This is a genomic window from Notoacmeibacter ruber (genome assembly GCF_003668555.1).
Taxonomy (GTDB): Bacteria; Pseudomonadota; Alphaproteobacteria; order Rhizobiales; family Rhizobiaceae; genus Notoacmeibacter; species Notoacmeibacter ruber.
This window is the reverse complement of the sequence record NZ_RCWN01000001.1, coordinates 531,263-556,853: the sequence shown is the minus strand read 5'-3', so window position 1 is coordinate 556,853 and position 25,591 is coordinate 531,263. Positions and strand designations below refer to the sequence as shown.

Sequence of the window (25,591 nt, the reverse complement as noted above, 5' to 3'; positions counted from 1 at the left end):
TGATCTGAAGGGCCTCTGAGCCCAGGAGAGAAGAAAAAATGGCAGCCAAGGAAGTTAAATTCAATCGCGATGCCCGCGAGCGCATGCTCAAGGGCGTCAACATCCTCGCCGACGCGGTGAAGGTGACGCTAGGCCCGAAGGGCCGCAACGTCGTCATCGACAAGTCGTTCGGCGCACCCCGTATCACCAAGGACGGCGTCTCCGTCGCCAAGGAAATCGAGCTTGAGGACAAGTTCGAGAACATGGGCGCGCAGATGCTCCGTGAAGTTGCGTCCAAGACCAACGATCTGGCCGGTGACGGCACCACGACCGCCACTGTGCTGGCACAGGCTATCGTGCAGGAAGGCGCAAAAGCCGTCGCCGCCGGCATGAACCCGATGGACCTCAAGCGCGGCATCGATCTCGCCGTGACCAAGGTCATCGAACAGCTTCGCGGCAGCGCCGCCGACATTTCCACCTCCGACGAGGTTGCCCAGGTCGGCACCATCTCCGCCAATGGCGAGAAGGAGATCGGCCAGATGATCGCCGAGGCGATGCAGAAGGTCGGCAATGAAGGCGTCATCACGGTCGAAGAGTCCAAGACCGCCGAGACCGAGCTGGAAACCGTCGAAGGCATGCAGTTCGACCGCGGCTACCTGTCGCCTTACTTCGTGACCAACACCGAGAAGATGATTGCGGACCTCGAAGATCCGTACATCCTTCTTCACGAGAAGAAGCTTTCCAACCTTCAGGCCATGCTGCCGGTTCTGGAAGCTGTCGTTCAGTCTTCCCGTCCGCTGCTGATCATCGCTGAAGACGTCGAAGGCGAGGCTCTGGCCACGCTCGTCGTCAACAAGCTGCGCGGCGGCCTGAAGATTGCTGCCGTCAAGGCTCCGGGCTTCGGCGACCGCCGTAAGGCCATGCTCGAGGACATCGCGATCCTCACCGGGGGTACGGTCGTTTCGGAAGATGTCGGCATCAAGCTGGAAAACGTCACGCTCGACATGCTTGGCACGGCGAAGAAGGTCTCCATCACCAAGGAAGAGACCACCATCGTCGACGGCGCCGGTTCGCAGGACGACATTCAGGGCCGCGTCGGTCAGATCAAGGCGCAGATCGAAGAGACCTCTTCGGACTACGACCGTGAGAAGCTCCAGGAGCGTCTCGCCAAGCTGGCCGGCGGCGTTGCCGTCATCCGCGTTGGCGGTTCCACGGAAGTGGAAGTCAAGGAGAAGAAGGACCGCGTTGACGACGCCCTGAACGCCACCCGCGCTGCGGTGGAAGAAGGCATCGTCGCTGGTGGTGGCGTCGCGCTTCTGCGTGCGACCTCGGCTCTGGAAGGCCTTTCGGGCGAGAATGACGACCAGGTGGCCGGTATCCAGATCGTTCGCCGCGCCCTTCAGGCTCCGCTTCGCCAGATCGCTACGAACGCAGGCGACGAAGCCTCGATCGTGGTCGGCAAGATCCTCGAAAACAGCTCGAGCACCTGGGGCTACAACGCTCAGACGAGCGAATATGGCGAGATGGTCTCCATGGGCATCGTCGACCCGGTCAAGGTCGTTCGCACGGCCCTTCAGGACGCAGCTTCGGTTGCCGGCCTGCTGGTCACCACCGAAGCCATGATCGCCGAGCTTCCGAAGAAGGATGCTGCTCCGGCCATGCCGGGTGGTGATATGGGCGGCATGGGCGGCATGGGCTTCTAAGCCCGGCCCGAGCCAATACCAAAATGATGTGGGGGCGGCCTTCGGGCCGCCCCCTTTCTTTAGGTTCGAAGCGCACGATCAAATCTCATCAAGATAATTTGTCTTGCCTCTTCCCTTGCGAAAGTTCAGCTTCCCCGACCAATGATGAGAAGGAGAAGCCGGCATGTTCCGCATCCTACGCCATGGCGCCCTGATCTGCGGCGTGCTCTTCGCCGCCCCGGCGCTGTCCCAGGAGCAGACTATCGTCCAGCCCTTCGCCGGCTCGGACTACATTGCGCAATACACATCCGAGTTCGACCGGTTGACCTATCTGCGCGAGGTCGGAGAAGACGATGCCGAGACCGGCACGATTGAAGGTCAAGTTCGGGTCGGCGTCCTCAAATGGCCCGAGGAAAAATCGCCCCTTGAAATCGAGCGCAGCTTCGAGAACGCGCTGAAAGCCGCCGGGTTCGACATTCTGGTCAATACCGAGGTGCCGCAATTCTCTGCGAAAGAGAAAGCGCTGATGAAGCTTTTCGAAAGCAACCGCCTCCAGAAGCGTGGCTATCCTCTTCTCGACAACCCACAGCGCAATGCGGCGCTCGACGTGCAGAAGATCGCGGTCTTTCCCGCGCATTACATATCCGCGTCACGCTCGAAGGACGGTCAGGAGACCGTGTTTACCCTCATCATGAGCAGCCAGGCGCGTATCTATATGATGGAGGAAGCCACATCCGCCGCCATGGAGGAGGACACGGTATCGATCAGCGAGGAAAGCCTGACCGCGGATATTGAGGAGGCTGGAAAGGCGATCCTGTACGGCGTCAAGTTCGATACGGGCAGCGCAACGATCCGTCCCTCATCGGCCGCATCCATGGACATTATCGCCAAGGTGCTGGCTGCTCGGCCGGGCAAATTCTACGTGGTGGGCCATACCGACGATACCGGTTCATTCGATATGAACATGTCGCTATCGGCAGATCGGTCCGCATCGATCGTCCGCGCTCTCATCGAACAATATGGCGTCGAGGCCGACCGACTGCGCTCGGGAGGGGTCGGGCCTTTGGCGCCACTCGCTTCGAACGAGAACGAAGCCGGCCGGCAACTCAACCGGCGTGTCGAACTGGTCGAACAGCTCGAGCAATAGGTCTTTTTCTCCGCCTGATGGCCAATCCCACGCGACAACCAAACAGGGTTAGTCGGCTATGACCCTGCTTTCGCGCTCGATCGACCATTCGATGATTTCATGCCAGATCGTCTCGGCAAGATCAGGATCGAAGCCGTGGTTCGCTGCGGTGCGGCGCACATTCGCGAGCACTTCCTCAACCCGAGCAGGGACGCGCGCGGGCAGTTTCTCGATCTGCTTCAGTTCGATGGCCCGGTCGATATAGGTGACACGCTGCGCCAGAAGATCCATCAGTTCGGCATCGATCACGTCGATCTGCGTGCGCAACTCCTTCATTGTCTGACATTGCTGCGCGAGGCGTCGATCCGACATTGCCATTTCCTTTGATTCCGTGATTTGCGCTTTTTTGCGCGAGGCCACCTGTGACACAATAGCAGAATATCAGTCCAAGCCGCCCCAGAGACCTTAGCGAATTATACGGCTGGTTTCGGCTGGCAATGGCTCAAAGAACGCGACGAAACTGCTGCCAACCGAATCTCTTTGGAAAAAACCTATCGCGCTGTCGGTTAGCGGCCAGTGTAGTGTGAAGTACCAACTCAATCGGGACTTCACGCCTCATGATCACCTTTCTTATTTTCGCCTTTGTCGGCTTCGTTGCTCAAGCTGTGGACGGAGCCCTTGGCATGGCCTACGGCGTGGTCGCAACCACCACACTCCTCACCTTTGGTTTCGCACCCGCACAGGCCTCGGCCGCAACCCATGGCGCTGAACTTTTTACCACTGCGGCATCCGGTACTTCGCACATCGCCAACCGCAACATCGACTGGAAGCTGTTCTGGCACCTCGCCCCTTTCGGCATTCTCGGCGGGGTTGTCGGTACCTACGTCCTGACGTCTTTCGACGGATCGGTCATGCGCCCCTTCATCGCGGGCTATATGCTTCTCATCGGCAGCTATCTTTTCTTCCGCTCCTTCAAGAAAATTCCGAGCAAGCCGGTCCAGGGCGCGGTGGTCGCGCCGCTCGGCGCTGCGGGCGGCTTTTTCGATGCGGTCGGCGGCGGTGGCTGGGGACCTGTCGTGACGACCGGGCTCCTTGGCGCCGGCGGCGCGCCACGCTATGTGATCGGCACCGTCAATACGACGGAATTTCTTGTCACGCTGGCCGTTTCGGCTTCGTTCGTCACGGCCATCCTCACTGGGCATTGGGAAGAGGCCGGCGATCTGATGGACAATCTCAGCGCGGTCGGCGGACTTGTTGTCGGCGGATTGCTGGCCGCCCCAATGGCCGGCATCCTCGTCCGAAAGATACCCGAGAAGGTGCTCCTGCGCAGTGTAGGAACGTTAATCTTCGTGCTCGCGATTTACCAGTTTGCCCGATATTTCGGCGTGCTTGGATAGAAAGGTAACGACCGCACCTATTGCCGGCCCTCGACCCGCGTTATAAGTGGTTGCGATCTTTCAGGACCGCCTAACGCACTGAATGGAGGGGGCATTTTAGCTATGGCCGACACGCTAGCCACGAAACGCGCCAACAATGATGTCTTTTTGCTGATAGGGCGCATTCTGGCCGCCGGTATTTTTATCGCAACCGGCATACAGAAGCTGATGGGGATCGAAGGCACGGCCGGTTACATCGAGTCCGTCGGCTTGCCCTATCCGGTCATCATGGCCTGGGCGGCAGGTCTGTTCGAAACCGTGGCCGGCATTCTGCTGCTGATCGGGTTCATGACCCGCTCGACGGCGGCTGCTTTGGCAGCCTTCTGCCTTTTCACGGCTTTCGTTTTCCACTTTCAGCCGGACGACCAGCAGCAGATCACCAGCTTCATGAAGAACCTCGCCATGGCCGGCGGCTATCTGGCCTTTGCCGCCGTCGGCGCCGGGCGCTTCTCGGTCGACCGCGGCTGACGCTCCATCCAAAGGGCATAGACTGAGGCGTCTGTCATTCAGTCGGATGCCGCAGCCATTGAAGCACGCCGATTGATCCAGGCGAGGCCGGCGAGCGCAAGCCCGAGCACGAGGAAAGAGCCGGCCCGGACGAGACCGTCCAGGTCGCTGGCATCCACCAAGAACACCTTGAGTATCGCCGCGACCAGAACGGCATTGGCGGCGTAACGCAAATGCACGGACCGCTGGCGGATGGCGGCCATCAGAAGCCCTGCCCCGGTCAATAGCATGAACACGGTATAGGTCCAGAGTTCCCCGTCGCTCATAGACCGCCCGGCCAGAACATTGCCCCGCCAGGCCTGTGCAATGGAAAGGCCGATATAGGTGGCCGCGAGAACCGCTCCGCCAAGATAGACCGCCAGGCGGGCGCGATCGGGCAGCCCTTCGATCAGCCGGGCGGCGGCGACAAGAACGAGGGCCGGGACCAAATAGGCCAGCAGAAGAGAGCTGAATCCCACGACGCCGATAATCACTTCCGTCCGTGTGACGAGAGGGTTGTTGAAGGTCAGAACGGATAACAGACAAACCGTGGCCAGAACGAGCGACCAGCCAGCAATCGCCTTCCGCAACCAAACTGTGAGTTTACGAGTGCTGAAGCCGCTTTCGGCGGGCTCATCAACGAAGAGCGCTGTCCGGAGCGAAGCAAAACCGACGATCAGCCAGACAGCGCCCGTCAATCCAAGGCTCCAATGCGTGAAAGAATCGGCGCTCGGCGACAAGGCCTTAACGAGGCGCATGATCGCGACCGTCACGCCCGTCGCCGCAAGTACGGCAAAACCGCCCTCGATAACGGCCTTTTCCAAGGGACGCAGTGTGCTCCTGCCCGCCATCCACGCGCCGGCCAGCGCTCCTGCCGGAACCCCGTAAGCGAGGATAAATTCGGGCCAGGACGTTTTCAGAGCCCAGTCAATTCCCGGATCGACGACCGAACGGTATACAAGAACGGCCACGGCGGCATCGGCAAAGATTTTCAATTGTGGGAGGCGGAAGCGGTTGTCGAAGACGACCGCTCCAAGCACGAGTACGGCGAGCGCTACGCTGAGGGCGGCCTTGGTGAGCAGAATGAACAGCGCCAGAGACAGCATCGTCATCGCGACGAGCGCGGCCAGCGAGGGGCGGAAGCGGTCGTCACCATCTGTCCGGTCGGCGATCTTTGCGAGGGCGGTCGCGGCGAGGGCAACGCCCAGACAGGCGAAAGCCCAGCTCTCTGCGCCGAGTTGATTGGCAGGCGTCCATAGAATTTCGAGAAGCGTCGCCATGGCAGGAACGATTGCTGCCGCGCCGACGGCCCAGTCGCGGGCGACCTGCCCCTCCTCCTGCGCTGAACGCAGAGCCGCAATCGCCGACATTGCCAGCGCCGAACCGGCGATTGACGCAAATACCCAAAAGGCCGTTGATCCCTCGAAATCGTGTAGTCGCGGCCAGCCTGCCGGAGCATGGATCGTCGCCAGCGCGAACAGACCAAGCGCGGAAATCAGCGGCAGGTCAAACAGGGCTGTGCTGGTACGGCACCACGCAGAGGAGAGGGCGAAAAGCACCAGCAGAGCCAATGCCACGGCAATGACGCCCATGGGCTCAACGAAAGAAGACATCAACATGGCGCCCACGGCGACGATCCAGAAGACATCGATGACCGAGATCCGGTAGGTAGCGTGCGCCGAGACCCGCCGCGTCACCACGGTCCACCATGCGTCCCCTGCCATAGTCGGCTGCGTCGATCCGGCAAGGAACAGGACGGCGGCGACAGACACGACGACCGAAAGCATACAGAAGGCGATCGGCTCGCCCAGGCTGAGCATGACGAAAATCGCCGCGCCGTAGGGAAGAAAGAGCGATAACTCGCTGATGAAACGCCATTTGCGCAGAATATTGATGACCAGCCCGGCGAGACTGAGCGTACCGAAATAGCCGTAGAGCCCAAACGGCGCGCCGGGCCGGCCACCGACCAGGAAGGGCGCAGCCGTGGCACCGATCAGCCCGATGGCCGCCAGAAGCGGCCCGTAGAACCAGCCGAGAATGACAGCCAGCGCAGCCACCGCGACGAGCCCTGCCAGAGTGGTTTCCGGGCCGATCAATCCGTAGAGCGCCCTTGCCGAAAGCACGGCGCCGAACAGTGTCACCAGCCCTGCGCCTGAAAAGACGGATGGCAGATAGGCGGTCGCAACGCTTCTATCATCTCCGAAACGCCTGCGGATGATTTCGCCCGCACCGATCAGGGCTAAGCCGAAAAGTCCGGCGAGCGAAACACGCACGGAGGGCGCCAACATGCCATGCTCCGCTGCGTATTGCGCGGCGAAGATGCCGGCGAGCGCAAGAGAAACAGCCGAAACGGCATAGAACCAGTTCTCCGCCAGCCAGCCGCGAACGGTTTCAAAGAAGTCGGCCTTCGCCGGTTGGCGATCGCCGCCTTTCGACGCCGCACCCTCTTTGCCCGAGGCGGCGATCGCTTCGAGACGCCAATCTCCCCCGGCTGCTTCTCGGGCTACGGCGGGGATTTCATCGAATACCGGCGCGGTCTCCGGCTGGGGAGAAGGCTCCGCCTCGGCTGTGCTTTCCGGACCAGCGTGTTCGGCGGGCTCTGCTGGCTGGCGGGTTTCCGATTCGGCAGACATGGCCTGGCTGGCGATAATTGCCTCAAGCCGATTGACCCTGCTGTTGAGCTTTCTGTTGGAAACGAGAAGAGCGATGACCAGGAGGGGAAGGAGGAGGCTCAGCAGGTCAAGCAAGGCGAACATTTCGAGTAAGGCTCCCAAGTCGGCAGAAATCCAAAACTTCCAGCGAAGCGTTAAAGAAAAACGGACGGAAAGCCCAAGACTTAAGGTCGGCTATCGCTTTGGCCGGCCGCCCTTTTCAGCCTTTTCGGCGTGTCATCCTGCCGAGATACGTTTAGCGCGGCGGAAGCCGGAGGCCGAGCGACAGGGCGCTACGCAAAAAGAACGGACGCGGCAATCTGCCGCATCCGTTCGCCCTTCGCCCCCGCCAGAGCGGTGCGATTGGCAACGAGGCACGCTTCGCTTTCCAGAATAATGCCGTCATCCAGGACCCGCAGATCGTTCGCGCGCAGCGTCGAACCGGTGGACGTGATATCCACGATCACGTCGGCGCTGCCGGCGGCGGGTGCGCCCTCCGTCGCGCCGAGACTCTCGACGATCCGGTAGACCTGAATGCCATGGCGCTGCGAGAAGAAGTCCTGCGTCAGCCGCCAATATTTCGTGGCAATGCGCAGCCGCCGCCCGTGGCCGGCCCGAAAATGCGCAGCGACGTCATCCAGATCCGCCATGGTCCGCACGTCGAACCAGCAATCCGGCACCGCGACGATAACGTCCGCCCGGCCAAAGCCGAGACGCGCCTCGATAGAAACCTTTTCATCCCATGCGGGCAGGCTTTCGCGCACCAGATCCTCGCCGGTCACGCCCAGATCGACCGTGCCGGCGCCCAGTTCGCGGGCAATTTCGGATGCCGAGAGAAAAGCGATTTCGAGGCCTTCGGTGCCCTCGACCCGCGCGCGATACTGGCGCGCATCCTCCGGCTCGCGGACATCGTAACCGGCAGCGCGAAGAACGCCGATGGACTGCTCCTTCAATCGCCCCTTGGAGGGCAATGCGAGCGTAACCGTCTCATTCATCGGCCTGCCTCCAGCGGTTCGATCCGGTCCAGCCAGGCGACGAAGCCGACACCGGGAATCGTTCGATCCGCGCCAAGAAGCGTCAGAAGCCGATCGTATCTGCCGCCGACCGCAAGAGGCTTGGCGTGGCCTTCGAGCCCGATCTCGAAAACGAGGCCGGTGTAATAATCGAGCGGACGACCGAAGGCCGCATCGTAGGTGATCCGGTCCAGATCGAGTCCCGCCAGCCGGATCGCCTCTATCCTTGCGGCGAAGAGTTCAATCCGCTCGGTAACGTTGATCCCGGCCTCGGCTTCAAAGGCGCTGAGCGCCCGACCCGCTTCGGCAAGCGGCACGCGGAGTGCGATGAACGCTTCGAGCGCGGCCAGCGCGTCATCCGGCAAGCGAGTGGCGGACAGTGCAGCGCGCTCCTTCAGGCGGGCGACAATCTCTTTGGGCCGACGCCCCGCCGTGGGTGATATGCCGGAGCTTGCCATCGAGGCTTCGACATGAGCAAGCAGCGCTTCATCGTCGCCAGACTGAAGCAATTGAGCGACGCGGTCATCCTCCGTCACGGCAGCCTTTTCACGGCCAGACAGGACCGCCAGCGCGTTTGCAAGCGCGTTCGGCTGACCGAAAGCGCGAAGGAGACGCATCTGCCACCCTTCCGGCAGGCCGAGCGCTTCCAGAATGGCGGCAAAAACCGCCTGATCGCCAAGGGTCGCGACAAGGCCCTCATCGCTGCCGCGAAGCCGCGCCACGAGGCCCGCCGCATCGGCCAGAGCACGGGCATCGGCAGCGATCCAGTCTTCGGTGCCGAGATCCTCAATACCGGCCTGAAAGAACTCGCTGTCGCCATCGCGATGCTGGCGGAAGACCTGCGCGCAAAGACCGTAGCGGATCGGCTCCGGCGGCCGCTCCTGCAAATGTTTGAGGCAGACAGGTATGGTGAATTCCGGCCGCAGACAGAGCGCCTGCCCCGTCTCGCTTTCCGTCAGGAAGATGCGGCGGCGCAGATCCTCGCCGGCCATGTCCAGAAACGGGTCCGCCGGCTGGATGACCGGCAGCACGGTGCGCTGCGCGCCAGCCTCCTCGAGAAACGCCTCTGCGGCGCTCAACATCTGCCGTAAAGCCATGCCGTCCCGCTCCGCTCAGCCTGCGCGCTCGGACGCGTGTTCGGCGAGCCGATCACGGATCGCCTCGATAAGCTTGTCGTAACCATCGGAGACGTCCACCTCAAACTGGCCGGGGCGGGCTTCCCGCCACTCCTCATTGCTTTCAATGGCCGCGGCCTGCTTGCGGCCCTCGATCAGGTCCTTCACCTGCACGATGCCGCGCTCCATCTCGTCGCTGCCTTGGATGATAGCAAGCGGGCAGCCGCGCCGATCGGCATATTGCAACTGCTTGCCGAACTTGTTGGGGTTGCCCTGATACATCTCGACCGCCACGATGTTGTGGCCGCGCCGCCCGGCATTCAGCCCGTCGCGCAGGGCCTTGGTCATGGCGGCATAGTCGCCGATGCGCCCCTTATCCATTACGGTCACGAGAACCGGCGCGTCGCTGCCCATATCCGGCAGCTTGTCGAGGTTCTTGAGCGCGGTCATCAGGCGCGAGACGCCGATGGAAAAGCCGGTTGCCGGCACGTCCTGACCGGTGAAACGCTTGACGAGCCCGTCATAGCGCCCGCCACCGCCGACCGAGCCGAACTGTACCTTCTCGCCCTTTTCGTTAGTCACATCGAAGAGGAGTTCCGCTTCGTAGACAGGGCCTGTGTAGTATTCAAGGCCACGGACGACGGAGGGGTCTACGATGATCCGCTTCGTCCCATAACCAGATGATTGGAATATTTCCTGCATCGCCTTGAGGTCGGACAAAGCTGCTGAAACAGCTAAGTCATCTTCAAAAAGTTCGCTCATCCAGTCGAGTTGTAAAGGCGAATAGGGATAGAATGGATTTTCAGAACCTTCATTTTTGATGCGGTGATCGCTGCTGGCTGCAGTTCGAGGTGGCGTTTGATAACCTACGCTCGCTGAATGAGCCCCGACGCCAAGCCAGCGATCTAAGCTATTAATCTGCCTTTCATCCAACCCCGCGCCCGGCGTGAAATCGCCCTCGCCTTCCTTGCCGCCGTCCCAGCGACCTTCACCGAGAAGCTGGCGGACGCCTTCAATGCCGAGGCGATCCAGCTTGTCGATGGCGCGAAGAACGGTCAGGCGGCGGCCTGCATTTTCGTCCCCACCGAGGCCAATGGCCTCCATCACACCATCCAGCACTTTGCGGTTGTTGACGCGGATGACGTATTGCCCGCGCGGAATGCCGAGCGCTTCCATCGTATCGGCCATCATCATGCACATTTCGGCGTCGGTCTGGACGCTTGGCGCGCCGACCACATCGGCATCGAACTGCATGAACTGGCGGAAGCGGCCGGGGCCGGGCTTTTCATTACGGAAGACCCAGCCGGCGCGATAGGTGCGGTAAGGCAGGTTCAATTCCTGAAAGTTCTCGGCCACATGGCGGGCGAGCGGCGCGGTGAGGTCGTAGCGCAGACTCATCCACTGCTCGTCATCGTCCTGCAGCGAAAAGACGCCTTCGTTTGGCCGGTCCTGATCGGGCAGGAACTTGCCGAGCGCATCGGTATATTCGAACATCGGCGTTTCGACCGGCTGAAAGCCATAGCTCTCATAGACCCGCTTGATAGCGGCCATCATCCGGTCCGTGGCACGAATATCGTCCGGCGAGCGGTCGACAAAACCGCGCGGCAGGCGCGCCTTCAGTCTGGCGGGCTTCTTCTTTTTCTTCTCGGCCATGGGGATCACTTAACGGGTCGGACGTGAATGTTCGGGACGCCGCGCAGGCGCGCCTTCCCCCTAGCGAAAAGGCCCATGGACGGCAAGGCGGAGGACGCTGCGTTCCGGCCATGAAAAAAGCCCCGCCGATCTGGCGGGGCTTTTCTGTTTCAGGCTTTACGGATCAATCGTAGGGCGAATAGCACTGACGACGGGGACCGTTATAGGGCTGGAACGTGTTGTCCGAGGCCCGGTAGGACCGGTAACGATTATCGCACCAGCGATAGTGAGCCCGGGAATAACCGCTGCGGTAATGACGACGCGGCGCATCCCGATAGATCACGCGCGGCTGAGACGTTATCGCGGCACCGATCCCGAAGGCAGCCAGCGGGAACCAGAAGTCGTTGTAACGGCGATAGTGCCGGCCCGGGCGATGACGATAACCACGGTGGCCATTGTAGTAATAGCCACGATTATAGCGGTAGAAACCGCGCCGGTGGTGGCGGTGACGAACCTGTTCCACATCCTGGCTGACGGTCAGCTTGGGCTGCGTCGGCACCGAAATCGGAGCGGCCATCGCAGTAGCGATGGGAGTGAACGCCATCGCTGCCGACAGGGATACCGCCGTGAGAAATTTCTTCATTCTTCTCTCCTCATAGAGCGTGCCCCTCTTTTTGCGTAACGAACTGAGAGAGGCGGAGTTCCCTGCTTCGCCCTGATGATGACCTGTTTCGGCACATCGGCAAGCCGGGTGGCGGATCAACCGCCTGTGAAGGAATTCTTAACAGCTCATTCCTGCACGCGATCGGAACAGCCCATTCATCTGCCGTTCATCCGACCGCAGCCGGCGAAGAGAATTGCGCTCGCGCGTCGGCACATTGCTGCCGCGTATCGCAGCCCTCAATATGGTCGTTGACCAGCCCCATCGCCTGCATGAAGGCATATGCCGTGGTCGGGCCGACGAAACTCCAGCCGCGCTTTTTCAACTCTTTTGCCAGTCTTTTGGAGGTCGGCGTGGACGGGTTGGCGACCAGCGCGTCCCATGTCACGGGTTCGGGGCGCTCGTCCTGCGGCGGTTCGAACGACCAGAAAAACGCTGCCAGGCTGCCGGCCTCCTGCTGAAGTTCCAGCGCACGTTGCGCGTTGTTGATGGCAGAGCGGATCTTACCCTGATGACGGACGATGCCGGCGTCGGACAGCAGCCGCTGCACGTCGTCCTCGCCAAACCCGGCGACCTTCTTCGGCTGAAAACCTGCGAAGGCAGCACGGAAATTCTCTCTCTTCTTCAGGATCGTCAGCCAGGAGAGCCCCGACTGAAAGCCTTCCAGCACGATTTTTTCGAACAGACGGTCATCATCGCCGACCGGGCGGCCCCACTCCTCATCATGATAGCGCCTGTAAAGCGGATCGTCGCCGACCCATGCGCAGCGACAGACGCCGTCCTCTCCCTTTCGCAGACCATTCTCCGGCATGAAGACTCCCGTTCGCTCAATCTGTACCGTTCTGAAACAGCCGATCCGGCTTCAGACTGTCTTTACCGTTTTTGGAAAGCAGGCCCTAACCCTTCGCAGCGCTTTCCTCGATATTTCATATTTTAGGCAGTGTTTTTAACCGGTTCGACTCGGTCCGACGATCACCCTCATAGCACGGAAACCCGCGCCCCGGTTCGGGAGCGCCGGCGAACGGCCCTTTGCCGCTCGCCATGATGTTGAAGAGTTGCGTATGTTCAAATCGTTCAGACTGTCAGCCCTGATCGCTTCCCTCGCATTGGCAGCAACGCTGCAATCAGGCGGAGCCTATGCCCAGCAACCGGTCAAGGTCAGTCGCGCGGTCGCCGAACCCTGGATCATGCAGTTGCAGCCTCGTGCCCTGCCGGGCCGCTCCGCAGGCCGTGCGCGCGGCTATGTCATGCGGCCCGCTCCGTCCCGCCGGGCGCTGCCGGTGCCAACACGCCGCGCTGCCCCGCGTCAGCCGGATCGTCTCTATGAGCGGCAGACGGCGCTTGCCGTCCCAGCGCAGCGCTCTTCCATCGCAGCGGCATCGGTGCCGCCCGCCAAACGCGCCATGGACCCACGCTATCTGCCTCAAATAGTCGATTATCCTGGCAGTCAGGCCCCCGGCACGATCGAGATCAATACCTCGAACCGCTTTCTCTATCTCGTCATGAGCGGCGGCAAGGCCAAGCGCTACGGCGTCGGCGTCAGCAAGCCGGGCTTCGAATGGAGCGGAACGCACAAGATCAGCCGCAAGAAGGAATGGCCGGAATGGCGCCCGCCGGCGGAGATGATTGCGCGCGAGCGAAAGAAAGGCCGCGAACTGCCGGTCTGGATGGCCGGCGGCCCCTCAAACCCGCTCGGCGCTCGGGCGCTTTATCTCGGCTCCACTCTCTATCGTATTCACGGAACCAACGCGCCATGGACGATCGGTCAGAACGTCTCCTCCGGCTGCATTCGCATGCGCAATGAAGACGTGGTCGACCTCTACACCAAGGTTGGCGTCGGAACGAAGGTCGTGGTGCGCTAGTCCTCGATTTCGCTGGCGCCGTTGCGCAGCGCCTCGAAGAGCTCCAGTTCCTTGTCTGTCCAGTTGGCGTTCGTGAAGCGTCCGGCGCTTGCCTTCAGCTTCTTCATGCGCTCGGCCCGTTCGGTCGGGCCCATGGAGAGCGCCTGTTCAAGCGCACGGTCCATGGAGCGGTGAGAGAACGGATTGACCGGAATAGCGCCGTCGAGAAGTACGGCGGCCCCGGCGAATTCCGAGAGGATAAGAACGCCGGGCTGCTCTTCGCTCTGGGCAACGCAATATTCCGAACAGACAAGGTTCAACCCGTCGGCGAGCGGCGTGATGGAGCACACATCGGCCGCGCGGTAATAGGCGACGAGATCCTCCAGCGGGATGGCGGTCGACATGAGTGAAACCGGCTGCCACTCGAAATTGCCGAAGGTGCCGTTGATGCGGCCGGTCAATTCCTCAATCCGGTTCTGAATTTCCTCATACGCCGCCATGTTGCGGTTCGACGCCACCGAAACAAGCATCAGCCGGACCCTGCCCCGCCATTCCGGCCGATCGCGGAGAAACCGTTCGAAGGTTTCGAGCTGTTCGATATTGCCCTTGGTATAATCCGTTCGAGAGATGGACACGACCAGCTTGCAATCGCCGAGGCTCTCCTTGATCTCGGCGACCTTCTCCTGGACTTCGTCGCGCTGGGAGAGTTCGGTGATGTAATCGTAATTGACGCCGACCGGATTGACGTCGACGAGCACCTTACGTCCCTTGAACTCGATCGAAACCGGCGTCACCCGCTCCGAAAGCGCGGTGGAATCCTTCTTCACCAGCGCAGGCTCCGTTGCCCGCTCCTCCGCCGTCCGGGCGCTGGTCTGCGAGCGGCAGCACGCCAGGAAGTTTCGCGCATAGCGCGGGATGTGAAAACCGACGGCATCGCATTCCAGAAGGCTGCGTATGATCTCCTCGCGCCACGGCAGGACGTTGAACATATCCGGCGCGGGGAACGGCGTGTGGTGGAAGAAAGCAATCTTGGCATTCGGCTTGAGGCGGCGGATGTAGGCCGGCACGAGCCAGAGATTATAGTCATGGACCCAGATCACCGCCTCATCCGAGGCCTCCTCGGCCGCAGCTTCGGCAAAGGCCCAGTTCACCTCCCGGAAGGTCGGCCAGTCGACCGGATCGTAATTATAGCGTTCCTTGAAGCCGTGCAGGATCGGCCAGAAGGCTTCCTTCGATGAGATATGATAGAAACTTGCGACCTGATTGCGGGTCAATGGCAGGCGCGTCACGCTGTAGTCGCCGTAGGTGTCGCTGATCTCGACCGTTCTTTCGAACTGCGGATTGACCGGGTCGTCGGCATATTTCCAGGCAACCCAAGAGGCATGCTCCGCCCGCCCGAGAAAGCCCTTGAGGGTCGGCACGATGCCGTTGGGGCTCTTGTTCTCGACCAGTTCCACCGTGCCGTCTTCGTGCTCCACCTCCTCGTAAGGCTGGCGGTGATAGACGATGACGAGGTCGGATTTCATACGGATTGCTCCTGTTTCTACTTAACTTCGATCGGTACGGGATGAAGCGAAAAGGCCATGATCGCCTCGGCAATGCCACCAGCGCCGATGCGATCGCACTGCCGCACCTTCTCGATACCGTTGGTGGCCTCGAGAAGCGGCTTCTCCGCTCCGCCTACCACGGCGCCGTGCAAACCGGTGCGGAACATCGACAGATCATTCATCGTATCGCCAGCGACGAGAACGCGATCCCGGTCCATCCCGAGATGGTCGATGAGGCGCAGCAGGCTCGGCCCCTTGGAAACGCCTTTCGGCAAGACATCGAAGAAGCGATCATCGGATATGATCACGTCGAAACCCATTTCCTCGATCTTCTGGCGCGCGGCCGGATGATAGGTCTGCGGATCATAATCGAAGGAAAGGCGGTGCCGAAATTCGGTCTCCTGCTCGGTCAGGCCGGGCGCGTCGGAGAGAGCCTCGCGAACCCTGTCGCCCGCGTCGTCCCACTGCATGGCGATATGCTTTTCCAGATCGAGCATGAAGGCGATGCGTTCTTCGCCCTGCCCGTCGGTGACCTCGGCGATCGTCGTTCCGACATCGCCCACCACGAAGTCCGGCCATGGCACCGGCGTGTCGTCACAAAGGTCGGCGATGAAGCGCGGATCGCGGCCCGTCACGAAAATCAGGCCGACATCGTCGCGGCGCGCCTCGATCCATCTGTAGAGCGCCAGCCGGTCGTCTTCCGACCCGCCCAGAAATGTGCCGTCGAGATCCGTCGCGAGAACGAAACGCCAGTCGGAAGAACCGCTCATCGGCAATCGCTCTTCTGAAAATGAACATGCGTCATCAATACCATCGGTCGTCTGGTGCACCCTGTTGCAATGCAAGAAAATGTGGCTCGCCTAGTATGATGGGCGCGCCTGCCACGATTTCAAGTCGCCACCGGGCGGCACACCTATGAGCTAGGATAATTCGTCCAGAAGCTCTTTCGTCTGGCTCTTCGGCGCAGGCCCGCGGCCCTCTGGCAAGTGGTCCGGCTTCGGCCCGCCATAGGCCCAATCGAGCAGCTTGACCGTATGGATCAGAGGCACGCCCGCCTCCCCGGCCAGTTGCATGATGCAGCCAATATTACCCGCTGCGATCACTTCCGGAGCCGTGGCCTTCAGATTTTTGAGCTTTCGCTCCTTCAGGCGTCCGGCGATTTCCGGCTGCGTGATATTGTAAGTGCCGGCCGATCCGCAGCAAAGATGCTTCTCTGCCGGCTCGGCAACAGTGAAGCCAGCGGCTTTCAGAAGCTTCACAGGCGTTTCGGTGATCTTCTGGCCGTGCTGCATCGAACACGCCGAATGATAGGTGACGTTCAAACCAGTCTCGTTGGTCGGCGCCGGCAATTCGATCGAAGCAAGATATTCCGTGATATCCTTGGCAAGCGCCGAAACCTTGGTCGCACGCTCGGCATAGGCTTCATCGAGCCGCAACATGAAACCGTAATCCTTGATCGTCGTGCCGCATCCGCTGGCTGTAATGATGATCGCATCGAGACCTTCGCCTTCTATCTGGCGGCTCCAGGCATCGACATTCTGCCGCGCAAACGAGAGAGCCTCATCCTCACGGCCCATGTGATGAACGAGCGCGCCGCAGCAGGTCTCGCCGCGCGGCACGACCACCTCGACTCCCAGCCGGTTGAGAAGGCGAATGGTTGCCGCATTCGTCTCGGCATCGAGAACGCTCTGGGCACAGCCGGTCAGAATGGCGACGCGGCCACGTCTGGCGAGGTGACCGTCCGGCTTCCGGCTTCCCGGCGTAGCGCTATCGCTTCGGGGCGGCATCTTTTCGGGCGCCAGCGCCAGCATCGCGGTGAAGGGCTTTGTTGCTTCCCAACGGTTCAGCACGCCCGCAAAAGGGCGGCCCAGTTGCGCGCCCCGAAGAGCGAGGCGAAAGCGCGACGGATAGGGCAGAACGGCTGCGAGAACGGCGCGCAGCATGCGCTGATGCCAAGGCCGCTTATAGGTCTCTTCGATATGTGCGCGGGCATGATCGACAAGATGCATGTAATCGACGCCGGAGGGGCACGTCGTCATGCAAGAAAGGCACGACAGGCAACGATCAATATGGGTGACGGTCTTTTCGTCGGCGTCCCGGCCGCTCTCAAGCATGTCCTTGATCAGGTAGATGCGCCCACGGGGACTGTCGAGCTCATTGCCCAGCGTGACGTAGGTCGGGCAGGTCGCGGTGCAAAAGCCGCAATGAACGCATTTGCGCAGGATCGTTTCCGAATGCGCGACAGCCGGATCTTCAAGCTGCGTGGCTGTGAAATTGGTCTGCATGTCTGTCCTCAGGCCACCATGCGGCCGGGGTTGAAGATACCCTGCGGATCGAAGGCCTCTCGGACCCGCTTTTCGAGTATCGCAAGCGGCTTGTCGAGCGGCTGGAACGGGACCGCAAAGCGGCGTTCGCTATCGGTGGCGCGGATCAGCGTGGCATGGCCGCCGCCATTGTCCTGAACCGCCTTGCGAACAAGGCCGGACATGGTATTCCCGCCTTCCATGCGCACCCAAGCGAGACCGCCCTGCCAGTCGTAGAAGGCCGACGCGCCGGCCTCCATGCGCAGCGCCATCACCGCCTCATGCGCATCCGACGGCTTCATCGAAATACGCCAGACCGGACGCTCGCGATGGTCGGCAAATGGCTTCACATCACGGATTTCACGCCAGAGCTTTTGGCTCCGATCCGCATCGATATCCTCGATATCGCCGAGGCTGGCAAACATGGCCTTCAACTTTTCCGATCGCTCGCCGACCGAGGCCGCAAAGCCCTCGATCCGCAGAAGGGTCGCGGGGCCAGAGCCAAGCTCGCCATCCAGAACGCTACCAGCGACAAGCTCCGGAAGATGGGCCGCGCCTGTCACCTCATTGGGTGTGGCCATGGCATGGGCAAGCACGGATATCGCGTCGACATCCAGCAAACCGCGCAGCGCCAGCGTCGCTTCCGTTTCCGGCCGGGGCTGCACCTTCAACGTCACTTCGCTCATGATGCCGAGCGTTCCGTGACTTCCAGCCATCGGCTTCACAAGGTCGAGGCCCGTCACGTTTTTCATGACGCGGCCGCCATTCTTGACGACCTCTCCATTGCCATTGACGAAGCGGACGCCTAAAAGGCTGTCACGGCACGCGCCGGCCACGAAACGCCGCGGGCCGGAAGCATTGACCGCCACCATTCCGCCCACCGTCGGGGTGCCCTCGGTGCCCAACAGATCGCGGTGATCGATGGGCTCGAAGACCAGCCGCTGATTGGCGTCGTCCAAAGCGGCCTGGAGTTCCGAAAGGGGCGTGCCGGCCCGAACCGTCGCGACCATTTCATTTGCGGAATAGGCAGTGATACCCGAGAGCTTGGTGGTCGAGACCGTCGCGAGTGCATCGACCGGGCGGCCGATCGGCCGCGTCCCACCGCCGGTGATCGCCAGGGGCGTTCCATTCTCCCGGGCATCACGAACAGCCGCCGCCAGTTCGCCTTCGTCCGACGGCTCGACGATGCGGCCGAATTCGCTATCGGGGATCATTCAGCCGCTTCCATGGGTTCGTCATGGCCCAGAGGCGAGGTCATGGGCTTGCCGCCATCGGTCTCGCCCTGCCCCGCCAGTGGAAAGACCTTGGAGGGGTTGAGGACCCAGTTGGGATCGAACGCCGACCGGACAGCCTTCATGTGATTCAGATCGACCTCATCATATTGATGGGTCATCAATTCGCGCTTTTCGATGCCGACGCCATGTTCGCCCGTCAGACATCCGCCTGCATCGACGCAGAGGCGCAGCACATCCATGCCGGCGGCCTCCGCCTTTTCACGCTCTTCAGGATCGTTCACATCATAAAGAATGAGCGGATGCATATTGCCGTCGCCCGCATGGAAGACATTGGCCGCCCGAAGGCCGTATCGCTTGACGATCTCGCCGGTCTCTTTCAGCACATAGGCAAGCTGGCTGAGAGGCACCGTCCCGTCCATGCAGATATAGTCGGCAATGCGCCCCGTCGCGCCGAAAGCGCTTTTCCGACCCTTCCAGATCAAGGCGGCTTCCGTGGCGCTCTGGCTTTCCTTTATCGTCTCGACATCGTGCTTTCTGGCGATCTCGACAATCCGCCCGAGTTGATCGGCCATCTCCTTGTCGGAGCCCTCTACCTCGACGATCAGAAGCGCCTCGGCATCGAGTGGATAGCCGGCCTGGGCGAAGGCCTCGCAGATCGCGATCGCCTCCTTGTCCATGAATTCGATGGCAACCGGAATGATGCCGGCGGCAATGACGTCGGCCACGCAATCGCCCGCCTTTTCCGAGCTTCCGAAGCCGAACAGAACAGGCTGCGCGCCTGCCGGCTTGGCCACCAGCCGGACAAGGGCCTCCGTCACAAGTCCAAGCTGTCCTTCCGAGCCGCAGACAAGTCCGAGCAGATCGAGGCCGGCGGAATCCAGTTCGCCCTCGCCCAATCGCACCACCGTGCCATCATAGAGGACGATCGTCACACCGAGCAGATTATTGGTCGTTACACCGTATTTCAGGCAATGCGCGCCGCCGGAATTCATGCCGATATTGCCGCCAATCGTACAGGCGAGCTGGCTCGAGGGATCCGGGGCGTAGAAGAAGCCGTCTGCGGCGACGGCATCGGAGATCGACAGATTGGTGACTCCTGCCTGAACGCGCGCCAGACGGTTCGGATAGTCGATCTCGAGAATCCGATTCATCCGCGTCAGAGAAACGATCACCGCGTCTTCCTGAGGTATCGCGCCACCGCAAAGAGAGGTGCCCGCCCCTCGCGCCACGACCGGAACCTTTTGCCGGGCCAGCGCTTTCATCACTGCTGCCACCTCTTCGGTCGTCGATGGCAGGGCAACCGCAAGCGGTACGCGGCGGTAAGCCGTAAAACCATCGGTTTCGAAAGCGCGCAGCTCTACCGGATCGGAGATGACAGCCTCGCCTGCCAATACCGATCGCAGACTGGAAACGATGTCGTCCCGTCGCGCGAGAATGGAGGGATCGGGCTTGAGAAACTGGATGCTCGACAGGGTAAATCCTCCATCTGATCTGCCGTGCGAAACACTAACAGAACATCTGGCAGCCGGAAACTCCATTGAACGAAAGTGCAGCGTGCGCTCAGGTCAGGTCCCACGATGACGCCCACGGAAGAGCTGGAGATCTTTTCGCACGTTGTATCAGCGGGTTCGCTGTCTGCGGCCGGTCGCGAACTGGGTCTTTCGCCGGCTGTCGTCTCAAAGCGACTTCGCAAGCTGGAAGACCGGCTGGGGACGCGCCTTTTGCAGCGGACAACCCGGCAGATTGCACTGACCGAAGCCGGCCAAGGCTTCTATGAACGCATCGTCGCCGTCCTCGCTGCGGTCGAGGAGGCGGAGGCCTTTGTCTCCCGGCGCTCCGCGCAGGCCAAGGGAACGCTGAAAATATCGGCACCGACATCTTTCGGACGAATGCATATCGCGCCTCATCTGACGAGCTTCATGGAAGCGCATACGGATCTGTCGATCAATCTGGTCTTGTCGGACGAATTCGTGGATATCGTTGCAGAGGGTTTCGATCTGGCCATCAGGATCGCCGAATTGCCCGACAGCTCGCTGGTGGCGCGCCGCCTTGCCGACGTCAAACGCGTTCTGGTCGCGTCGCCCGCCTATATTTCCAAGCATGGACAACCGCAAACGTTCGACGATCTCGACGAGCACATCTGCCTTCCGCCGCATAATGGCGAGGTGTGGCGGCTCGAGGGCCCCGATGGCGAGATCAGGGCGTTTCGCCCCGATGGCCCTCTCTCGACAAATTCATCCGAGGTACTGCGCGAAGCGGTCGTCGCCGGCATGGGAATTGCCCTTCGCTCGACCTGGGATGTCGGGCCGGAACTGGCCAAAGGCGACCTTGTCCACGTGCTGCCGGAATGGGGCGCTTCCAAACATATCGGCTTGCACGCCGTCTATCCCTCCCGGCGCTTCCTGCCGATAAAGGTGCGTCTCTTCATAGACTATCTTGCCGATCTTTATGGCCCGGAGCCCTACTGGGACAATCCGGGAGACGCGCTCTACACCGCAGCGGCGGAATAGCGCATCGGCTCAGCCGTCACCGTGGGTTTTCCGCAAGCGCCATACGATGGCGGCAACGCCGAGAACCACGAGAGGCACCGAAAAAGCCGTCACATAGGCTGGTTCCACCTCCATCCCGAATGGCGCGAGCCCTTTGGCAAGATAGCCGATCAGCCCGACCACATAGTAGGAGATCGCCGCAACCGACAGGCCCTCCACGGTCTGCTGAAGACGCAACTGTGCGGCGGTGCGCCGGTTCATCGAGGTCAGCAGTGAGGCGTTCTGCCGTTGAAGGTCGATCTCGACCCATGAGCGGATCAACGCCGATGTTCGGGTCAACTTGCGGCTCATATTGGCCTGCCGTTCCTCGACCGAGCGGACAGTCCGCATCGCCGGCGCAAGCCGTCGCTCCAGAAAGGCGGCCCAACTGTCGGAACCTGAGACAGGCACTTCGCCCAATGAGTTCAGCCGCTCCTCGACAATGCCGCTATAGGCGCGCGAAGCCCCGAACCGATAGAGACTCGACGTCGCGTCCGCCTCCAGATCAGCAGCCAGGTCGGTGACGGTGGCCAGCAAGGTCTCCGCATCGCGCGCCCGCCGGCACGCATGCGCTCGGCAATGTCGGCAAGATCGTTTTCCACGCGACGGATACGTGGCGAAAGTTCATTGGCAAGCGGCAGCGCCATCATGGCCAGGGTCCGGTAGAACTCCACCTCGATGAGGCGCTGGGCCAGAACGCCCGCCCGCGCCGGTGACAGGCCCTCGTGCAGAACTAGGATGTGGGTAAAACCATCGGCGTCCTGACGGAAATCGGTGATTGCCCTGGCGCGGCCGTTTTCAACCAGCGAATCGCATAGCGATGCGGGATCGAAGCGTTCGATCAGCCGTTCACTTTGGCTGTTGCGCAACCGGACTTCCAGCCGGACGCCCGAAATCACCGATCCCGGCAGGTTGAAAGAGCTGCCGAACGGGCTCTTGCCGAGCGGCTGGTCACGCTCGATGTCGAGCGGAGCATGCCACAGATATGTCGAGAATTCGGTATGCCGCTCCCAACGCAGTTCGCCGTGTGGCATGGCTATCGAACTGTGGCGCACACTGCGATCCGGCACTGCGGCGCCCTGAGCCCGACATTGCGAGGCGAAGGCCGACCATGCAGCGCCGCTGCCGCCCTCCGAAAGAAAGGCGATGGCGGTGATGACCGCGGGCGTATGAACGATAGGGTTCGGCCGGGAATGGACCTCTCCGATCGCAGCGTTTCTGAGATGATGGGCGGGAAAACCTGCAACGTACTGCCTCGGAGCGACGTGCGGACCGTCGGAAACATCATCCTCGGAACGCAACTGCCTTGCCGGGATATCTTGATCGCTGCTCTTCATCGTCGGTACCAAAGTGTCGTTTCCTCGCCCGAGGGTGCCTGATATAGCAGAAAGGGCGAAAAGCGAATTGTTTCGCAGACTGGCGGGGGAGGAAGCCATCTTTCAGGACAGCAACAGTACGCCGCCGACGGTTGGCCTTTTCGTCACCTGTCTGGTCGACCTCTTTCGGCCGGCCGTAGGCTTCGCCAGTATCAAGTTGCTGGAAGAGGCGGGCTGTCAGATCGAGGTGCCGGACACCCAGACGTGTTGCGGCCAACCTGCCTTCAATGCCGGCCACCGCGAAGAGGCCGTAACGATCGCGCGGCAGGTCATCGCGGCCTTCGAACCTTTCGACTATGTCGTTGCGCCTTCCGGCTCCTGCGCGGCCACCATTCGTCGTCATTATCCAGAGCTTCTCGCCGATGATCCGAAATGGTCGTCGCGGGCCGAGGCGGTTGCCTCGAAAACCTACGAACTGACCAGCTTCCTGACGGATGTTCGCTCCCTCGCTGGCGTGAAGGTCGAATTGCCGGAAAAGACGATTGCGATCTATCACGATAGCTGCTCGGGACTGCGAGAACTCGGCGTGAAGACGCAGCCGAGAAGCCTGCTCGGCACCATCGAAAATCTCGAATTGAAGGAGATGGAAGAGCCGGAAGTCTGCTGTGGCTTCGGTGGGACGTTCTGCACGAAATATCCGGCGATCTCCGAAGTGATCGTCTCCGCGAAGACCAAGGACATCGACGCAACGGGGGCCGATCTGCTCCTGGCCGGCGATATGGGCTGCCTGATGAACATGGCCGGCCGCCTCCGGCGCGAGGGTCGAAGGACCGAAGTCCGCCATGTTGTCGAAATCCTGTCCGGCATGACCGAGGCGCCGCCGATCGCGGGACGGCAGGAGGATCAGTCGTGAAGGTCCAATCAGCCGACTTCATCAACCGCAGCGCTAAGGCGATCGGCGACGAGCAGCTTCAACGGGCACTCGGCAATGTCCGCAAGGGGTTTATCGGCAAACGCGCCAAGGCAGCGGCTGCGCTTCCGGAATTCGAAGCGATCCGCGATGAAGCGGTGGGCATCAAAAACCACGTGCTCAACCATCTCGACGTCTATCTGGAGCGGTTCGAAGCCAATGTGAAAGCGGCCGGAGGCCATGTGCATTGGGCAAGGGACGATGCCGAGGCGCGCGCCATCATTCTCGAACTGTGTCGCAAGGAAAATGCCCGGACGGTCACCAAGGGCAAGTCGATGCTGACCGAAGAGATCGAATTGAACGCCCATCTCGAAGCGCATGGCATTGAAACCGTGGAAACCGATCTCGGGGAGTACATCATCCAGCTTCGCGGTGAATCGCCGAGCCACATCATTGCCCCGGCCGTTCATCTCAATCGCGATCAGGTGGAGGCAGACTTTCGCCGCGTCCATTCCCATCTGGCGGAAGAGCGGGCTCTGGAGACACCCGAGAGCCTCCTCGGCGAGGCAAGAGAGGTTCTACGCCGCCGCTATTTCGACGCGGATGTCGGCATTACGGGCGCCAATTTCCTCGTGGCGGAAACCGGCAGTTCGGTCATCGTGACCAATGAGGGCAATGGCGATCTGACGCAGACCCTGCCGCGCGTGCACATTGCACTCGCCTCCATCGAGAAGATCGTCCCGACGATGGAGGACCTGTCGACGATCCTTCGTCTTCTGGCGCGTTCGGCCACCGGCCAGGAGATGAGCGTCTACACGACGATCTCAACAGGCCCGCGTCGCGCGGACGATCAGGACGGACCGGAAGAATATCACATCGTCCTGCTCGACAATGGGCGATCCGCCCTTCTTGGCACCGAGTTTCAGGAGGTTCTCCGCTGCATCCGCTGCGGCGCGTGCATGAACCATTGCCCGGTCTTTCATGCGGTGGGCGGCCACGCCTATGGCGCGGTCTATCCCGGTCCGATCGGCGCTGTCATCACGCCGGCCCTCGCGGGAATCGAGAAAGCCGGGCATCTGCCGAACGCATCCACTTTTTGCGGCCGGTGCGAATCCGTCTGCCCAATGCGGATACCGCTACCCAAGCTGATGCGCCGCTGGCGCGACAAGGAATATGAAAAGGGATTGCAGCCAGCGACGATGCGTCGTGGCATCAGCCTCTGGGCTTTTGCGGCGCAGCATCCGCGGGTCTATCGCTTCGGAACGAAATATGCCGCCGCTCTTCTTTCGAGGCTTGGAGGAGCGAGACGCCGTATCGCCCGCCTTCCCTTCGCATCCGGCTGGACCGGAGCGCGTGACCTTCCCGCTCCGGAAGGACAGACCTTCATGCAAGCCTATGCTGCGGCCAAGAAGGCGGACCGATCATGAGCGGCGCACGGGAAGCGATCCTTGGGAGAATAAGCAAGGCGATCAGCGAAGGCGGTGCGCCAGCGAGATGCGCACGCGAAGCGGGCGCGAACGAGCGGCTAAGGGCGAAAACGCCCGGCATTCTCCCCGCCGGCTCCAAAGTGTCGGATAAAGAGGCGGTCAAACTTTTTACGCGCAAGGCGCAAGCCGTCGACACGACCGTCTCCCGGATTGATGCGGCCAGTGATATCGCGTCGGCTGTCGTCGAATACCTCAATGCGAACAATTTGCCGATGGCGCTGCGCCATGGGGCAGATCCGCTGCTCGATGAAGCAGGATGGAGCGAGGAGCCCCTTCTCGAAACCGTCGCTGGCCCGTCCGACGGTTCAGACCTGGTGGGTCTGTCGGTGGCAGACGGTGCCATCGCCGAAACCGGCACGCTCATTCTCACTTCGGGACCTGATAATCCCACCACTCTGAATTTTCTGCCGGAACACCACATCGTGGTGCTGCCGATCCAGCGCATTCATGGATCGCTCGAAGACGCACTTCGAAAGACCGCTGTCACTGCATCAGACAAAGCCGATTCAATCTTGCCCCGAGTCATCAACATGATTACCGGGCCATCTCGGTCTGGCGATGTGGAACAGCAGATTGTGCTCGGCGCGCATGGCCCCCGGGCGCTCCACATCATTCTCGTCGGCTGATCGGCCATGAAAAAAGC

At 61.3% G+C, this 25,591-nt stretch carries 21 protein-coding genes and 1 pseudogene; 9 read left to right on the top strand and 13 right to left on the bottom strand.

What is annotated here, in order from left to right; translation table 11 throughout:
* Nucleotides 1-38 precede the first annotated feature (38 nt).
* Entirely contained in the window at nt 39-1,682 is a 1,644-nt protein-coding gene (gene groL, locus D8780_RS02605) for a chaperonin GroEL (protein WP_121644233.1), read from the top strand.
* Nucleotides 1,683-1,845: 163 nt separating this feature from the next.
* On the top strand, nt 1,846-2,808 hold the full coding sequence (locus tag D8780_RS02600) for an OmpA family protein (RefSeq protein WP_121644232.1): 963 nt from the start codon (nt 1,846-1,848) through the stop codon (nt 2,806-2,808).
* A gap of 48 nt (nt 2,809-2,856) precedes the next feature.
* On the opposite strand, the gene D8780_RS02595 is transcribed toward D8780_RS02600, so the two are convergent.
* Nucleotides 2,857-3,159: a chorismate mutase gene (locus tag D8780_RS02595; protein WP_121644231.1), complete on the bottom strand. Its 303-nt coding sequence runs from the start codon at nt 3,157-3,159 to the stop codon at nt 2,857-2,859.
* Nucleotides 3,160-3,404: 245 nt separating this feature from the next.
* Here D8780_RS02595 and D8780_RS02590 point away from each other — a divergent pair, with 245 nt between their 5' ends.
* Both D8780_RS02590 and D8780_RS02585 read left to right on the top strand, forming a co-directional pair.
* Complete coding sequence (locus D8780_RS02590) at nt 3,405-4,184, top strand: sulfite exporter TauE/SafE family protein (protein WP_121644230.1); 780 nt, start codon at nt 3,405-3,407, stop codon at nt 4,182-4,184.
* A gap of 102 nt (nt 4,185-4,286) precedes the next feature.
* Complete coding sequence (locus D8780_RS02585) at nt 4,287-4,691, top strand: DoxX family protein (protein WP_121644229.1); 405 nt, start codon at nt 4,287-4,289, stop codon at nt 4,689-4,691.
* 38 nt (nt 4,692-4,729) lie between these two features.
* On the opposite strand, the gene D8780_RS02580 is transcribed toward D8780_RS02585, so the two are convergent.
* The 6 genes from D8780_RS02580 to D8780_RS02555 all read right to left on the bottom strand — a co-directional run bounded on the left by D8780_RS02580 (nt 4,730) and on the right by D8780_RS02555 (nt 12,592).
* Nucleotides 4,730-7,465 (bottom strand): DUF2339 domain-containing protein, encoded by a 2,736-nt coding sequence (locus D8780_RS02580; protein ID WP_121644228.1) that lies wholly within the window; start codon nt 7,463-7,465, stop codon nt 4,730-4,732.
* A 188-nt stretch (nt 7,466-7,653) separates the two neighbouring features.
* On the bottom strand, nt 7,654-8,355 hold the full coding sequence (hisG, locus tag D8780_RS02575; protein ID WP_121644227.1) for an ATP phosphoribosyltransferase: 702 nt from the start codon (nt 8,353-8,355) through the stop codon (nt 7,654-7,656).
* Complete coding sequence (locus D8780_RS02570) at nt 8,352-9,470, bottom strand: ATP phosphoribosyltransferase regulatory subunit (protein ID WP_121644226.1); 1,119 nt, start codon at nt 9,468-9,470, stop codon at nt 8,352-8,354. Before D8780_RS02570 ends, hisG begins: the two co-directional genes overlap by 4 nt.
* A 15-nt stretch (nt 9,471-9,485) precedes the next feature.
* On the bottom strand, nt 9,486-11,141 hold the full coding sequence (hisS, locus tag D8780_RS02565) for a histidine--tRNA ligase (RefSeq protein WP_121644225.1): 1,656 nt from the start codon (nt 11,139-11,141) through the stop codon (nt 9,486-9,488).
* A 163-nt stretch (nt 11,142-11,304) separates the two neighbouring features.
* Nucleotides 11,305-11,763 (bottom strand): BA14K family protein, encoded by a 459-nt coding sequence (locus D8780_RS02560; protein ID WP_121644224.1) that lies wholly within the window; start codon nt 11,761-11,763, stop codon nt 11,305-11,307.
* Nucleotides 11,764-11,950: 187 nt separating this feature from the next.
* Nucleotides 11,951-12,592 carry a DNA-3-methyladenine glycosylase I gene (locus D8780_RS02555; protein WP_121644223.1) on the bottom strand — a complete coding sequence of 214 codons (642 nt, stop codon included), beginning with the start codon at nt 12,590-12,592 and terminating at the stop codon, nt 11,951-11,953.
* Between the two features lie 250 nt (nt 12,593-12,842).
* Between D8780_RS02555 and D8780_RS02550 the strand changes: the two genes are divergently transcribed.
* Nucleotides 12,843-13,643: a L,D-transpeptidase gene (locus D8780_RS02550; protein ID WP_121644222.1), complete on the top strand. Its 801-nt coding sequence runs from the start codon at nt 12,843-12,845 to the stop codon at nt 13,641-13,643.
* On the opposite strand, the gene ggpS is transcribed toward D8780_RS02550, so the two are convergent.
* From ggpS to D8780_RS02525, 5 genes are all read right to left on the bottom strand, one after another.
* Nucleotides 13,640-15,148 carry a glucosylglycerol-phosphate synthase gene (gene ggpS, locus D8780_RS02545; RefSeq protein WP_121644221.1) on the bottom strand — a complete coding sequence of 503 codons (1,509 nt, stop codon included), beginning with the start codon at nt 15,146-15,148 and terminating at the stop codon, nt 13,640-13,642. The two genes, D8780_RS02550 and ggpS, sit on opposite strands and share 4 nt — an antisense overlap.
* A gap of 17 nt (nt 15,149-15,165) precedes the next feature.
* A complete protein-coding gene (locus D8780_RS02540; RefSeq protein ID WP_121644220.1) occupies nt 15,166-15,939 on the bottom strand; it encodes an HAD-IIB family hydrolase in 774 nt (257 codons plus the stop codon).
* Between the two features lie 150 nt (nt 15,940-16,089).
* Nucleotides 16,090-17,454: a glycolate oxidase subunit GlcF gene (gene glcF / locus D8780_RS02535; RefSeq protein WP_121644219.1), complete on the bottom strand. Its 1,365-nt coding sequence runs from the start codon at nt 17,452-17,454 to the stop codon at nt 16,090-16,092.
* An 8-nt stretch (nt 17,455-17,462) separates the two neighbouring features.
* A complete protein-coding gene (gene glcE / locus D8780_RS02530; protein WP_245412229.1) occupies nt 17,463-18,686 on the bottom strand; it encodes a glycolate oxidase subunit GlcE in 1,224 nt (407 codons plus the stop codon).
* Nucleotides 18,683-20,245, bottom strand: coding sequence for an FAD-binding oxidoreductase (locus tag D8780_RS02525; RefSeq protein WP_121644218.1), 1,563 nt, complete (start codon nt 20,243-20,245; stop codon nt 18,683-18,685). Before D8780_RS02525 ends, glcE begins: the two co-directional genes overlap by 4 nt.
* A gap of 39 nt (nt 20,246-20,284) precedes the next feature.
* On the opposite strand from D8780_RS02525, the gene D8780_RS02520 reads away from it, so the two are divergent.
* The gene (locus tag D8780_RS02520) at nt 20,285-21,217 is read left to right on the top strand and encodes a LysR family transcriptional regulator (RefSeq protein WP_121644217.1); all 933 of its coding nucleotides are present in this window, start codon (nt 20,285-20,287) and stop codon (nt 21,215-21,217) included.
* Nucleotides 21,218-21,226: 9 nt separating this feature from the next.
* Here the strand turns inward: D8780_RS02520 and D8780_RS02515 are convergent.
* Nucleotides 21,227-22,572: pseudogene (locus D8780_RS02515) on the bottom strand (DUF3422 family protein).
* Nucleotides 22,573-22,639: 67 nt separating this feature from the next.
* Between D8780_RS02515 and D8780_RS02510 the strand changes: the two are divergent.
* Genes D8780_RS02510 through D8780_RS02500 form a run of 3 tightly spaced genes read left to right on the top strand, consistent with a single transcriptional unit; the run spans nt 22,640 to nt 25,574 of the window.
* Complete coding sequence (locus D8780_RS02510; RefSeq protein ID WP_425373619.1) at nt 22,640-23,464, top strand: (Fe-S)-binding protein; 825 nt, start codon at nt 22,640-22,642, stop codon at nt 23,462-23,464.
* A complete protein-coding gene (locus D8780_RS02505) occupies nt 23,461-24,888 on the top strand; it encodes a LutB/LldF family L-lactate oxidation iron-sulfur protein (protein WP_121644216.1) in 1,428 nt (475 codons plus the stop codon). The genes D8780_RS02510 and D8780_RS02505 overlap by 4 nt, the downstream gene beginning before the upstream one ends.
* Nucleotides 24,885-25,574 (top strand): LutC/YkgG family protein, encoded by a 690-nt coding sequence (locus D8780_RS02500; protein WP_121644215.1) that lies wholly within the window; start codon nt 24,885-24,887, stop codon nt 25,572-25,574. Before D8780_RS02505 ends, D8780_RS02500 begins: the two co-directional genes overlap by 4 nt.
* The last annotated feature ends 17 nt before the right edge of the window (nt 25,575-25,591 follow it).